The sequence below is a fragment of the Enterobacter sp. WCHEn090032 genome, from assembly GCF_003986875.1.
GTDB classification, from domain to species: domain Bacteria; phylum Pseudomonadota; class Gammaproteobacteria; order Enterobacterales; family Enterobacteriaceae; genus Enterobacter; species Enterobacter sichuanensis.
Genome location: NZ_RXRN01000024.1, coordinates 1 through 13,787 on the forward strand (window position 1 = coordinate 1; position 13,787 = coordinate 13,787).

The window sequence follows — 13,787 nt, forward strand, 5'->3', positions numbered from 1 at the left end:
ATGATGAACCGATTTCGTTCATTGCTTTCACCTCGATAGCGCAGGACAAGTAGCGTTAAGGCCGCCTCGGGCGGCCTTTTTTATTTCATCCCGTCTACACTTCATGGCAAAGTACAGTAAAAGCTCGCCGCTTTTTCCTTTGGCGGCATGCCCTTACGGACATAATGGATATTTGCCTGGAGTTTTATGCCCACCCATCTGGTTTGGTTTCGCGCGGACCTGCGCGTACATGACAACATCGCTCTCGCGGCAGCCTGCCGCTCTCAGGATGCCAGGGTGCTGGCGCTGTTTATTGCTACGCCTGGCCAGTGGCAGCAGCATGATATGGCGCCGCGACAGGCGGCTTTTCTCAGCGCACATCTGAACGACTTGCAACGCTCGCTTGCCGAAAAAGGCATTCCATTGATTTATAGAGAGGTCAGTGACTTCGCTGCGCAGCTTCTGACGATACAGGAAGTCTGCCAGCAGAATGATGTCACGCATCTTTTTTATAACTACCAGTACGAACTGAACGAGCGTCAGCGGGATCGCCAGCTGGAGACGTTACTGAGCGAGGTTCAGTGCCAGGGATTTGATGACAGCGTGATGCTGGCACCGGGCAGCGTCATGACCGGCAGCCATGAAATGTACAAGGTGTTTACGCCCTTTAAAAATGCTTTTGTGAAACGCCTTAAAGAGGCGCTGCCGGAGTGCGTACCCGCGCCCTCCACCAGAGGGGACGCCATAACCGATCTGCCTGAATTAACGTTTAACTATCCCCAACAGGCATTCGATGCGCTTCTGTTTCCCGCAAACGAGAAGGTCGCTATCGCGAAGCTGCGCCAGTTTTGCAAACAGGGCGCAGGAGACTATGACGCGCGCAGGGATTTCCCGGCGATTGAAGGAACCAGCCGTTTATCCGCGAGCCTGGCGTTGGGCGTCCTTTCTCCTCGCCAGTGTTTACATCGTCTTCTGGCGGAGCAGCCTCAGTCGCTGGATGGTGGCTCAGGCTCGGTGTGGCTGAACGAACTTATCTGGCGCGAGTTCTATCGCCATCTTATGACGTATCACCCTGATTTATGTAAGCATCGTCCATTCATTCCCTGGACCGATAACGTAAAATGGCAGCACGATGTAGCGCTTTTAGAGGCCTGGCAGAAGGGTGAGACAGGCTATCCGATTGTGGATGCCGCAATGCGCCAGCTGAATGAAACCGGGTGGATGCACAACCGCCTGCGGATGATTACCGCCAGCTTTTTGGTAAAAGATCTGCTTATCGACTGGCGTGTCGGGGAGCGCTATTTTATTTCCCGGCTGATCGATGGCGATCTGGCGGCGAATAACGGCGGCTGGCAGTGGGCGGCCTCTACCGGTACCGATGCGGCCCCTTATTTCCGCATTTTTAATCCCACGACCCAGGGGCAAAAATTTGATGCCAACGGCGACTTTATTCGCCACTGGTTACCCGCGCTCAGGAATGTTCCTGCTAAAGCGATCCACGACCCGTGGACATGGGCGGATAAACAGGGCGTGAAGCTCGATTATCCGCGTCCGATTGTCGACCATAAACAGGCGCGCGTCGCCACGCTGGCGGCCTATGAAGCCGCCCGCAAAGCTTGAGAGAGTGATGATGAAAAACAGCGAACTGGAAAGCCTGATTAACGAAAAACTGAATACCGTCTCCTTTAGCGACTACGGTCCGAATGGCCTGCAGGTGGAAGGACGCGAAACGGTGCAGAAAATTATCACCGGCGTGACGGCAAGCCAGGCGCTGCTGGACGAGGCGGTTCGTCAGGAAGCCGACGCGGTGATTGTTCATCACGGCTACTTCTGGAAAAACGAATCGCCGATTATCCGCGGTATGAAGCGCAACCGTCTGAAAACGCTGCTGGCGAATGACATCAACCTGTACGGTTACCATCTGCCTCTGGATGCGCATCCGGAGCTGGGGAATAACGTCCAGCTGGCGCGATTATTAGGCATAACCGTGATGGGCGAAATTGAGCCGCTGGTGCCGTGGGGCGAGTTAGCGATGCCGGTGCCGGGGCTGGAACTGGCATCATGGATCGAAGCGCGTCTCGGGCGTCGTCCCCTGTGGTGCGGCGATACCGGGCCCGATCTCGTGAAGCGTGTCGCCTGGTGTACCGGGGGCGGGCAAGGCTTTATCGATAGCGCCGCGCGCTTCGGTGTCGATGCGTTTATTACCGGTGAAGTTTCTGAGCAGACGGTTCACTCCGCCCGGGAGCAGGGGCTCCATTTCTACGCGGCAGGCCACCATGCGACGGAGCGTGGCGGCATTCGCGCCCTCAGCGAGTGGCTGACGGAAAATACCGATCTGGATGTAACCTTTATTGATATCCCTAATCCGGCCTGATGAGAGGTAGTTAAGTGCAGCGAGCGCGTTGTTATCTTCTGGGTGAAACCGCAGTGGTACTGGAGCTGGAGCCGCCTGTTACGCTGGCGACGCAAAAGCGAATCTGGCGGTTGACCCAGCGTCTGGCCGACATGCCAGAGGTGGTTGAGGCCATTCCAGGTATGAATAACATTACCGTCGTGCTGCGTAGCCCGCACACGCTGGCTCTGGATGCTATCGAGCGTTTACAGCGCTGGTGGGAAGAGAGTGAAGCGCTGGAGCCTGACTCCAGAACGATTGAGATCCCGGTGGTGTACGGTGGCGCGGGGGGACCCGATCTCCCGGTTGTCGCGGAACACTGCGGGTTAACGGAAAAGCAGGTCGTCGAGTTGCACGCTTCGGTTGATTACGTTGTCTGGTTCCTGGGGTTTCAGCCGGGATTCCCGTACCTTGGCGGGCTCTCCCCGCGGCTGCATACGCCGCGTCGCGCGGAGCCTCGCCTGAGTGTACCGGCTGGCACCGTCGCAATAGGCGGCGAGCAGACCGGTATTTATCCCCTGGCTTCGCCTGGCGGCTGGCAGCTTATCGGACATACGTCCATGCCGTTATTTGAACCCGGACAGGCATCGCCGGTCCTGTTGCGTGCCGGCGATACCCTCCGCTTTATTCCGCAGAAGGAGGGGGTATGTTAACGCTTATTCGAGCTGGGCTTTACACTTCCGTTCAGGATGCGGGCCGCTTTGGCATGCGCCAGTCTGGCGTGAGCTATTGCGGCGCGCTGGACAGGCCCGCGCTGGAGATTGCTAATGTGCTGGTGGGCAACCCCGGCAATACGGCTGCGCTCGAAATTACGCTCGGGCAGTGTGTCATTGAGTTTGGTCAGGAGACCTGGTTTGCCTTAACCGGCGCCGGGTGCGATGCCACGCTGGATGGCAAAGCGGTCTGGACCGGCTGGCGGCTACGTGCGAAAGCCGGACAACGTTTAACGCTTAAGCGTCCTCTGCACGGGGTGCGCAGCTATCTTGCGGTCGCGGGCGGGATTGACGTGCCGGCGGTGCTGGGGTCAGCCAGTACCGATCAGAAAGCCGGCATTGGCGGTCACGAAGGACGGTTGCTACGCGATGGCGACCGTCTGGCGATTCACCCCTCTGCGCGCCACTTCTCGACGGCTCAGGGGGTGAAGCAACTGCTCTGGGGCAACCAGATCCGCGCCTTACCGGGGCCGGAATACCATGAGTTCGACGAGGTTTCTAAAGAGTCCTTCTGGCGCTCGCCGTGGAAGCTCAGCCCACAAAGTAACCGCATGGGCTACCGTTTGCAGGGGCAGCCACTGACCCGTACGACAGAGCGTGAATTGCTTTCCCACGGCTTATTGCCCGGCGTCATCCAGGTGCCGGGGAACGGTCAACCGATAGTGTTGATGAATGACGCGCAAACAACGGGCGGTTACCCGCGTATTGCCTGCATTATTGAAGCCGATCGCTATCATCTTGCGCAAATCCCCCTGGGGCAGCCGATTCACTTCGTGCAATGTTCGCTGGAGGAGGCGCTCAAGGCGCGTCAGGATCAGCAGCGTTATCTGGAACAACTGGCGTGGAGGCTCGATGGTAAAGATTGATTTAAATGCCGATCTGGGCGAGGGCGGTAGTGCTGACGCTGAACTGATGACGCTGGTTTCGTCGGTCAACATTGCCTGCGGTTTTCACGCGGGCGATGCCCAAACGATGCTTGAGAGCGTGCGAAACGCCATCAAAAACGGCGTGGCGGTGGGGGCTCACCCGAGCTTTCCGGATCGGGAGAATTTTGGCCGTACCGCGATGGACCTCCCACCGGAGACGGTTTACGCCCAGACGCTCTATCAGACAGGCGCACTGGAGGCGATTGTTCGCGCCGAGAAGGGGGTGCTGCGTCACGTGAAGCCGCACGGCATGCTCTACAATCAGGCGGCAAAAGATCCCGTTCTGGCTGACGCCATCGCCCGCGCGGTACGGGACTGCAACCCGCAGCTGATACTGGTTGGCCTGGCGGGAAGCGAGCTTATTCGTGCGGGGCAGCGTCTGGGGTTAACCACGCGTCAGGAAGTCTTTGCCGACAGAGGGTATTTGCCTGATGGTAGCCTGGTCCCCCGGTCCAAGCCCGGCGCATTAATCACCGATGCGTCTCAGGCGCTGGCGCAGACCCTTCAGATGGTGCGTGAGGGGACCGTCAACGCGACGGATGGCTCAACGGCCAGCGTACAGGCGGAAACGGTTTGTTTACACGGCGATGGCGAGCATGCGCTGCAGTTTGCGCGCCGCTTACGGGCGGCTTTTGCAGAGCAAGGTATTCTCGTTAGCGCCCGATCATCATAAGGACAGAAAAATGCCAGAAGGCCCGGAGATCCGTCGCGCGGCGGATAGCCTCGAGGCGGCGATAAAAGGCAAACCGCTGACGGATGTCTGGTTTGCTTTCCCTCAACTGAAACCGTTTGAAGCCCCGCTGGTGGGACAAACGGTGACGCATATTGAAACGCGCGGAAAAGCGTTGCTTACGCACTTTTCCCATAACCTGACGTTATATAGCCACAATCAGCTTTACGGCGTGTGGCACGTGGTTAACGCGGATGAACAGCCGCAAACCACCCGCGTGCTGCGCGTCAGGCTGCAAACGGCAGAGAAAGCGATCCTGCTGTACAGCGCATCTGATATCGAAATGTTAACGCCTGAGCAACTGCTTACGCATCCGTTTTTACAGCGGGTCGGGCCCGATGTGCTGGATATGCGCCTGACGGCGAGCGATGTCAAAGCCCGCTTGTTGTCTCCCAAATTCCGCAACCGGCAATTTTCCGGGTTATTCCTCGATCAGGCGTTTCTGGCCGGACTTGGCAACTACCTGCGGGTGGAAATCCTCTGGGAAGTCGGGCTGGCACCGCAGCACAAAGCTTCTCAGCTGAGCGATGAACAGCTGGAGGCGCTGTCCCACGCGCTGCTGGACATTCCGCGGCTGTCGTACAACACGCGCGGGGTGGTGGACGAGAATAAGCATCACGGCGCGCTTTTCCGGTTCAAGGTATTTCATCGGGCGGGGAAAAAGTGCGAGCGGTGCGGCGGGATTATAGAGAGGACAATGCTCTCCTCAAGACCGTTTTACTGGTGTCCGCATTGTCAAAAATAAAAAAGCCGGGTGGCGGCTACGCCTTACCCGGCCTACGTTTCGCATTTGTAGGCCCGGTAAGCGGTAGCGCCACCGGGCTTAACTTTTAGCGCTTCAGATCAGACTTAAAATCACGCTGCTCGTAGCCGGTGTACAGCTGACGAGGACGGGCGATTTTCATGCCTTCGCTGTGCATTTCGTTCCAGTGCGCAATCCAGCCAACGGTACGGGCCATGGCGAAAATCACGGTGAACATGGAGGACGGAATACCCATCGCTTTCAGAATAATGCCAGAGTAGAAATCGACGTTCGGATAGAGTTTCTTCTCGATGAAGTACGGGTCGTTCAGCGCGATGTGTTCCAGCTCCATCGCCACTTCCAGCAGATCATCTTTCGTGCCCAGCTCTTTCAGCACTTCGTGGCAGGTCTCGCGCATCACGGTTGCGCGTGGGTCGTAGTTTTTGTAAACACGGTGACCGAAGCCCATCAGGCGGAAGGAGTCATTCTTATCTTTCGCGCGACGCACGAATTCAGGAATGTGCTCAACGGTGCTGATCTCTTCCAGCATCTTCAGTGCCGCTTCGTTCGCGCCGCCGTGCGCCGGTCCCCACAGGGAGGCGATGCCCGCAGCGATACAGGCGAACGGGTTAGCGCCTGAAGAGCCTGCGGTACGAACGGTAGAGGTCGATGCGTTCTGTTCGTGGTCAGCGTGCAGGATCAGAATACGGTCCATCGCGCGTTCCAGCACCGGGTTCACTTCGTACTCTTCGCACGGCGTGGAGAACATCATGCGCAGGAAGTTACCCGCGTAGGAGAGGTCATTGCGTGGGTACACAAACGGCTGGCCGATGGAGTACTTGTAACACATCGCCGCCATGGTAGGCATTTTGGACAGCAGACGGTAAGCGGCGATTTCACGGTGACGCGGGTTATTCACGTCCAGAGAGTCGTGGTAAAACGCCGCCAGCGCACCGGTAATCCCGCACATCACCGCCATCGGGTGAGAGTCACGACGGAACGCATGGAACAGACGGGTGATCTGCTCATGGATCATGGTGTGACGGGTCACGGTGGTTTTAAATTCATCGAACTGAGCCTGTGTCGGTTTTTCGCCGTTCAGCAGGATATAGCACACTTCCAGATAGTTGGATTCGGTGGCTAACTGATCGATAGGGAAGCCGCGATGGAGCAGGATACCTTCGTCACCGTCAATGAAGGTGATTTTGGATTCGCAAGATGCGGTAGAAGTAAATCCAGGGTCAAAGGTAAACATCCCTTTGGAACCCAGCGTACGGATATCAATAACATCCTGACCGAGCGTGCCTTTTAGCACATCCAGTTCAATAGCATCATCACCATTTAGGGTGAGTTTTGCCTTAGTATCAGCCATTTACGGTCTCCTTAGCGCCTTATGCTTAAGACTGCGCTTTACCGGATTTGCCTTCAGCTGTTAATCATCGTTACCAGATTGTTATTTGGCTTACCGCTCAGCTCACGAGGACAAACCAGGGTACAGAGCTATGGCGCCTTGCAGGTAAACGAATGAAATATCAGTGAAACCACAGCAAATCAGCGTTTTTGCAGTCCGAATTATTCAAACCTGTATATCACTAATAACTGTCCTGATAACTTCGGTCAATACCATCACACTGTTACATAACTATTTGTCAGGTGAAAGAGAGACCTCATAACTTTTGCGCATTATATGCCTTTTCTGATGACGTTTGTAACAATATTGTTTAACATTTGTCAAATCAGATGATTAAAAATTAAAAAGATGTTGTTATCGTGACCCTGATCACTGTTCCAGAGAAAACCCAACAAACTGTATGTAGGTTAATTGTAATGATTTTGTGAACGGCCTATACTGCCGCCAGGTCTCCGGAACACCCTGCAATCCCGAGCCACCCAGCGTTGTAACGTGTCGTTTTAGCATCTGGAAGCAATGTTTTGCATGACGCGCAGTTATAGAAAAGGAACGCTGCTTGACCCGCATCGCAGTCCGGAGGAAGGAAACAATAAGAACAGCATGTGGGCGTTATTCATGATAAGAAATGTGAAAAAACAAAGACCTGTCAATCTGGATCTGAAAACGATCCGGTTCCCTGTAACAGCAATAGCGTCCATTCTGCACCGTGTTTCAGGTGTGATTACGTTTGTGGCGGTCGGCATTCTGCTGTGGTTACTGGGTACCAGCCTCTCTTCTCCTGAAGGATTCCTCCAGGCCTCGGCCATCATGAACAGCTTCTTCGTGAAATTCATCATGTGGGGCATTCTGACCGCACTGGCGTACCACGTTGTGGTGGGTGTTCGCCATATGCTGATGGACTTTGGCTATCTCGAAGAGACCTTCGAAGCCGGGAAACGCTCCGCTAACATTTCATTTGTGATTACAGTCGTGCTTTCACTTCTCGCAGGAGTTCTCGTATGGTAAGCAACGCCTCCGCATTAGGACGCAACGGCGTACATGACTTCATTCTGGTCCGTGCTACCGCCATCGTTCTCACCCTTTACATCATCTATATGATCGGTTTCTTCGCCACCAGCGGGGAGCTTACGTGGGAAATCTGGAGTGGGTTCTTCGGATCGGCCTTCACCAAAGTGTTCACCCTGCTGGCGCTGTTCTCCATCCTTATTCATGCCTGGATTGGTATGTGGCAGGTGCTGACCGATTACGTTAAACCTCTGGCGATTCGCCTCCCTCTGCAGCTGGCCATTGTTGTTGCTCTGGTGGTTTACGTTATTTATGGATTTGTTGTGGTGTGGGGTGTGTAATGAAACTGCCAGTCAGAGAATTTGATGCTGTCGTCATTGGTGCGGGTGGCGCAGGTATGCGTGCCGCACTGCAAATTTCCCAGAGCGGCCAGAGCTGTGCGCTGCTCTCTAAAGTCTTCCCAACCCGTTCCCATACTGTGTCTGCGCAAGGCGGTATTACCGTTGCGCTGGGTAACTCCCATGAAGATAACTGGGAATGGCACATGTACGACACGGTAAAAGGTTCCGATTACATCGGTGACCAGGATGCCATCGAATATATGTGTAAGACCGGCCCGGAAGCGATTCTGGAGCTGGACCACATGGGTCTGCCGTTCTCCCGTCTGGAAAATGGCACCATCTATCAGCGTCCGTTTGGCGGCCAGTCGAAAAACTTCGGCGGCGAGCAGGCGGCACGTACCGCGGCGGCGGCTGACCGTACCGGTCACGCACTGCTGCACACCCTGTATCAGCAGAACCTGAAAAATCACACCACCATCTTTTCCGAGTGGTACGCGCTGGATCTGGTGAAAAACGCCGATGGCGCAATCGTCGGTTGTACCGCACTGTGCATCGAAACCGGTGAAGTCGTTTACTTCAAAGCCCGCGCAACCGTGCTGGCGACCGGTGGTGCAGGCCGTATTTACCAGTCCACCACCAATGCCCACATCAACACCGGTGACGGGGTCGGTATGGCTATCCGCGCGGGCGTGCCGGTGCAGGATATGGAGATGTGGCAGTTCCACCCAACCGGTATCGCCGGTGCGGGCGTGCTGGTAACGGAAGGTTGCCGCGGTGAAGGGGGTTACCTGCTGAACAAACATGGCGAGCGCTTTATGGAGCGTTATGCCCCGAATGCGAAAGACCTGGCGGGTCGTGACGTGGTGGCGCGTTCCATCATGATCGAAATCCGTGAAGGCCGCGGCTGTGATGGCCCATGGGGTCCGCATGCGAAGCTGAAACTGGACCATCTGGGTAAAGAGGTGCTGGAATCCCGTCTGCCGGGCATCCTGGAACTGTCGCGCACCTTCGCGCACGTCGACCCGGTGAAAGAGCCGATCCCTGTCATCCCAACCTGCCACTACATGATGGGCGGTATTCCGACCAAAGTGACCGGGCAGGCGCTGACCGTAAACGAGCAGGGCGAAGATGTGGTTATCCCTGGCCTGTTCGCAGTGGGCGAAATCGCCTGCGTATCGGTACACGGTGCTAACCGTCTGGGCGGCAACTCCCTGCTGGACCTGGTGGTGTTTGGTCGTGCGGTGGGTCTGCATCTGCAGGAATCCATTGCCGAGCAGGGTGCGCTGCGTGATGCGACCGACGACGAAATTGATGCTTCTCTTGAACGCCTCAACCGCTGGAACGGCAACCGTAACGGCGAAGATCCGGTGGAAATCCGTAAAGCGCTGCAGGAGTGCATGCAGCACAACTTCTCGGTATTCCGCGAAGGCGACGCGATGGCCAAAGGTCTTGAGCAGCTGAAAGCGATCCGCGAGCGTCTCAAAAACGCCCGTCTGGATGACACCTCCAGCGAGTTCAACACCCAGCGCGTAGAGTGTCTGGAGCTGGATAACCTGATGGAAACCGCGTTCGCGACCGCGATGGCGGCAAACTTCCGTACCGAAAGCCGTGGCGCCCATAGCCGCTTCGACTTCCCGGAGCGTGACGATGAAAACTGGCTGTGCCATTCCCTGTATCTGCCAGAGTCGGAATCCATGACGCGTCGTAGCGTCAATATGGAACCGAAACTGCGTCCGGCGTTCCCGCCGAAGATTCGTACTTACTAATGCGGAGACAGGATAATGAAACTCGAATTCTCAGTTTATCGTTATAACCCGGATGTTGATGATGCTCCGCGTATGCAGGACTACACCCTGGAAGCGGAAGAAGGTCGTGACATGATGCTGCTGGATGCCTTAATCCAGCTGAAAGAGAAAGATCCGACCCTGTCGTTCCGTCGCTCATGCCGTGAAGGGGTCTGTGGCTCTGACGGTGTGAACATGAACGGCAAAAATGGCCTGGCCTGCATCACGCCAATTTCAGCGCTGCAGCGTCCGGGTCAGAAAATTGTTATCCGTCCTCTGCCAGGTCTGCCGGTCGTGCGTGATTTGGTGGTAGACATGGGGCAATTCTATGCACAATATGAGAAGATTAAGCCTTACTTATTGAATAATGGGCAAAATCCACCCGCTCGTGAGCACTTACAGTCTCCTGAGCAGCGTGAAAAACTCGATGGGTTGTACGAGTGTATTCTTTGTGCATGTTGTTCAACGTCCTGCCCGTCGTTCTGGTGGAACCCGGACAAGTTTATCGGCCCGGCCGGTCTGCTGGCTGCCTATCGCTTCCTGATCGATAGCCGCGACACCGAAACCGAAAGCCGTCTGGAAGGACTGAGTGACGCTTTCAGCGTATTCCGCTGCCATAGCATCATGAACTGCGTCAGTGTGTGTCCGAAGGGGCTGAACCCGACGCGCGCCATCGGCCATATTAAGTCGATGCTGCTGCAGCGCAGTGCGTAAGTAAATTTGCCGGACGGCGCTGCGCTTATCCGGCCTACGAGTCTGTAGGCCCGGTAAGCGTAGCGCCACCGGGCAAAATGCAGAAACCTTTAAAAACTGCCCTGAAGTTTAGACAGTTTCTAAAGGTTCCTTCGCGGGCCAAATGAAAAGAGCTCGCAGGTGAACCCCGGCACGTACACGGTGTGTACGTGGTAGTTTCTACGGCGAAAGTAAGCATAAAAATGCTTAAGGGATCACGATGCAGAACGGCGCAATGAAAGCCTGGCTGGACTCTTCTTACCTCTCTGGTGCCAACCAGAGCTGGATAGAACAGCTCTATGAAGACTTCTTAACCGATCCTGACTCAGTGGACGCAAACTGGCGTTCCATGTTCCAGCAGTTGCCTGGCACGGGAGTCAAACCGGATCAATTCCATTCCAAAACACGTGATTATTTCCGTCGTCTGGCGAAGGATGCCTCACGTTACTCTTCTGCGATTTCCGACCCTGACACCAATGCGAAGCAGGTTAAAGTCCTGCAGCTTATCAACGCTTATCGCTTCCGTGGTCACCAGCATGCGAATCTCGATCCGCTGGGACTGTGGAAACAAGACCGTGTGGCCGATCTCGATCCGGCGTATCACGATCTGACCGAGGCCGATTTCCAGGAAAGCTTTAACGTAGGTTCCTTTGCCATCGGCAAAGACACGATGAAGCTGGGCGATCTGATTGACGCGCTCAAGCAAACCTACTGCGGCTCCATCGGCGCGGAATACATGCACATTACCTCTACCGAAGAGAAACGCTGGATCCAGCAGCGCATCGAATCCGTAGCAGGCCACGCGACCTTCTCGGCTGACGAGAAAAAACGCTTCCTCAATGAACTGACGGCAGCGGAAGGGCTTGAGCGCTATCTGGGCGCGAAATTCCCGGGCGCAAAACGCTTCTCGCTGGAAGGCGGCGATGCGCTGGTGCCGATGCTGAAAGAGCTGATTCGTCACGCAGGCAAGAGCGGCACCCGTGAAGTGGTGCTGGGTATGGCGCACCGTGGTCGTCTGAACGTACTGGTCAACGTGCTGGGTAAAAAACCGCAGGACCTGTTCGACGAATTCGCTGGCAAACATAAAGAACACCTTGGCACCGGCGACGTGAAGTATCACATGGGCTTCTCGTCTGATATCGAAACCGAAGGCGGTCTGGTTCACCTGGCGCTGGCGTTTAACCCGTCACACCTGGAGATCGTCAGCCCGGTGGTTATCGGTTCCGTGCGTGCGCGTCTGGATCGTCTGGACGAGCCAAGCAGCAATAAAGTGCTGCCAATCACCATCCACGGTGATGCGGCGGTCACAGGACAGGGCGTGGTTCAGGAAACCCTGAACATGTCAAAAGCGCGTGGTTATGAAGTGGGCGGTACCGTGCGTATCGTCATCAATAACCAGGTGGGCTTCACCACCTCTAACCCGCTGGATGCGCGTTCTACCCCATACTGTACCGACATCGGTAAGATGGTTCAGGCGCCGATCTTCCACGTTAACGCGGACGATCCGGAAGCGGTCGCCTTCGTGACCCGTCTGGCGCTGGACTTCCGTAACACCTTCAAACGCGATGTGTTCATCGACCTGTTCTGCTACCGCCGTCACGGCCACAACGAAGCCGACGAGCCGAGTGCAACCCAGCCGTTGATGTACCAGAAAATCAAAAAACACCCGACCCCGCGCAAAATCTACGCTGACAAGCTGGAAAGCGAAAAAGTGGCGACGCTGGAAGATGCGACCGAGATGGTCAACCTCTACCGCGACGCGCTGGATGCAGGTGAATGCGTGGTGAAAGAGCTGCGTCCGATGAACATGCACTCCTTTACCTGGTCGCCGTACCTCAACCACGAGTGGGATGAGAGCTACCCGAACAAGGTCGAGATGAAGCGCCTGCAGGAGCTGGCTAAACGCATCAGCACCGTACCAGACGCTATTGAGATGCAGTCTCGCGTGGCAAAAATTTATGCTGATCGCCAGGCTATGGCCGCAGGCGAGAAGCTGTTCGACTGGGGCGGCGCGGAAACCCTGGCTTACGCGACACTGGTTGACGAGGGTATTCCTGTTCGTCTGTCCGGTGAAGATGCGGGCCGTGGCACCTTCTTCCACCGTCACGCGGTCGTGCATAACCAGTCCAACGGTTCAACGTACACCCCGCTGCAGCACGTGCACAACGGTCAGGGCCAGTTCAAGGTCTGGGACTCCGTGCTGTCTGAAGAAGCGGTGCTGGCCTTCGAATACGGTTACGCCACGGCTGAACCGCGTACCCTGACTATCTGGGAAGCGCAGTTCGGTGACTTCGCTAACGGTGCGCAGGTGGTTATCGACCAGTTCATCTCTTCCGGCGAGCAGAAATGGGGCCGTATGTGTGGCCTGGTGATGCTGCTGCCGCACGGTTATGAAGGTCAGGGCCCGGAACACTCCTCCGCGCGTCTGGAACGTTATCTGCAGCTCTGCGCTGAGCAGAACATGCAGGTCTGCGTACCGTCCACCCCGGCTCAGGTTTACCACATGCTGCGTCGTCAGGCGCTGCGCGGTATGCGCCGTCCGCTGGTGGTGATGTCGCCGAAATCCCTGCTGCGTCACCCGCTGGCGGTTTCCAGCCTGGATGAACTGGCCAACGGCACCTTCCTGCCAGCTATCGGTGAAATTGATGAGCTGGATCCGCAGGCCGTGAAGCGCGTGGTGATGTGTTCTGGTAAGGTTTATTACGACCTGCTTGAACAGCGCCGTAAGAACGATCAGAAAGATGTCGCCATCGTGCGTATCGAACAGCTTTATCCGTTCCCGCACCAGGCGGTGCAGGAAGCGCTGAAACCGTACGCTCACGTACATGATTTTGTCTGGTGCCAGGAAGAGCCGCTCAACCAGGGCGCATGGTACTGCAGCCAGCATCATTTCCGTGAAGTGATTCCATTTGGGTCAGCCCTGCGCTATGCAGGTCGCCCGGCCTCCGCCTCTCCGGCGGTAGGGTATATGTCCGTTCACCAGAAGCAGCAACAAGATCTGGTCAATGACGCGCTGAACGTCGATTAATTAA

The 13,787-nt window shown here is 56.1% G+C and carries 12 protein-coding genes; 11 read left to right on the top strand and 1 reads right to left on the bottom strand.

The annotated features are described in order from the left end of the window. The first annotated feature begins 186 nt into the window (after positions 1-186). The 6 genes from phrB to nei are packed head-to-tail and all read left to right on the top strand — an operon-like array spanning position 187 to position 5,485. Entirely contained in the window at positions 187-1,599 is a 1,413-nt protein-coding gene (phrB, locus tag EKN83_RS17860) for a deoxyribodipyrimidine photo-lyase (protein ID WP_126801395.1), read from the top strand. 10 nt (positions 1,600-1,609) lie between these two features. Then, complete coding sequence (locus EKN83_RS17865) at positions 1,610-2,353, top strand: type 2 GTP cyclohydrolase I (protein WP_025756368.1); 744 nt, start codon at positions 1,610-1,612, stop codon at positions 2,351-2,353. A 14-nt stretch (positions 2,354-2,367) separates the two neighbouring features. After that, on the top strand, positions 2,368-3,024 hold the full coding sequence (gene pxpB / locus EKN83_RS17870; RefSeq protein WP_025756369.1) for a 5-oxoprolinase subunit PxpB: 657 nt from the start codon (positions 2,368-2,370) through the stop codon (positions 3,022-3,024). Further along, positions 3,018-3,950 carry a 5-oxoprolinase subunit PxpC gene (pxpC, locus tag EKN83_RS17875; RefSeq protein WP_025756370.1) on the top strand — a complete coding sequence of 311 codons (933 nt, stop codon included), beginning with the start codon at positions 3,018-3,020 and terminating at the stop codon, positions 3,948-3,950. The genes pxpB and pxpC overlap by 7 nt, the downstream gene beginning before the upstream one ends. Further along, entirely contained in the window at positions 3,937-4,683 is a 747-nt protein-coding gene (pxpA, locus tag EKN83_RS17880; RefSeq protein WP_126801396.1) for a 5-oxoprolinase subunit PxpA, read from the top strand. The genes pxpC and pxpA overlap by 14 nt, the downstream gene beginning before the upstream one ends. 10 nt (positions 4,684-4,693) lie before the next feature. After that, a complete protein-coding gene (gene nei, locus EKN83_RS17885; protein WP_126801397.1) occupies positions 4,694-5,485 on the top strand; it encodes an endonuclease VIII in 792 nt (263 codons plus the stop codon). An 85-nt stretch (positions 5,486-5,570) separates the two neighbouring features. On the opposite strand, the gene EKN83_RS17890 is transcribed toward nei, so the two are convergent. After that, positions 5,571-6,854 (bottom strand): citrate synthase, encoded by a 1,284-nt coding sequence (locus EKN83_RS17890; RefSeq protein ID WP_025756373.1) that lies wholly within the window; start codon positions 6,852-6,854, stop codon positions 5,571-5,573. Positions 6,855-7,493: 639 nt separating this feature from the next. Here EKN83_RS17890 and sdhC point away from each other — a divergent pair. The 5 genes from sdhC to sucA all read left to right on the top strand — a co-directional run bounded on the left by sdhC (position 7,494) and on the right by sucA (position 13,783). Continuing rightward, positions 7,494-7,898 carry a succinate dehydrogenase cytochrome b556 subunit gene (gene sdhC / locus EKN83_RS17895; RefSeq protein ID WP_020684965.1) on the top strand — a complete coding sequence of 135 codons (405 nt, stop codon included), beginning with the start codon at positions 7,494-7,496 and terminating at the stop codon, positions 7,896-7,898. Next, positions 7,892-8,239, top strand: a complete 348-nt coding sequence (gene sdhD / locus EKN83_RS17900) for a succinate dehydrogenase membrane anchor subunit (protein ID WP_012016623.1) — start codon at positions 7,892-7,894, stop codon at positions 8,237-8,239. Before sdhC ends, sdhD begins: the two co-directional genes overlap by 7 nt. Continuing rightward, on the top strand, positions 8,239-10,005 hold the full coding sequence (gene sdhA, locus EKN83_RS17905) for a succinate dehydrogenase flavoprotein subunit (RefSeq protein WP_025756374.1): 1,767 nt from the start codon (positions 8,239-8,241) through the stop codon (positions 10,003-10,005). The genes sdhD and sdhA overlap by 1 nt, the downstream gene beginning before the upstream one ends. Positions 10,006-10,020: 15 nt before the next feature. After that, positions 10,021-10,737, top strand: coding sequence for a succinate dehydrogenase iron-sulfur subunit SdhB (sdhB, locus tag EKN83_RS17910; protein ID WP_014883037.1), 717 nt, complete (start codon positions 10,021-10,023; stop codon positions 10,735-10,737). Positions 10,738-10,975: 238 nt separating this feature from the next. Further along, the gene (gene sucA / locus EKN83_RS17915; RefSeq protein WP_045286158.1) at positions 10,976-13,783 is read left to right on the top strand and encodes a 2-oxoglutarate dehydrogenase E1 component; all 2,808 of its coding nucleotides are present in this window, start codon (positions 10,976-10,978) and stop codon (positions 13,781-13,783) included. Positions 13,784-13,787: the final 4 nt, after the last annotated feature.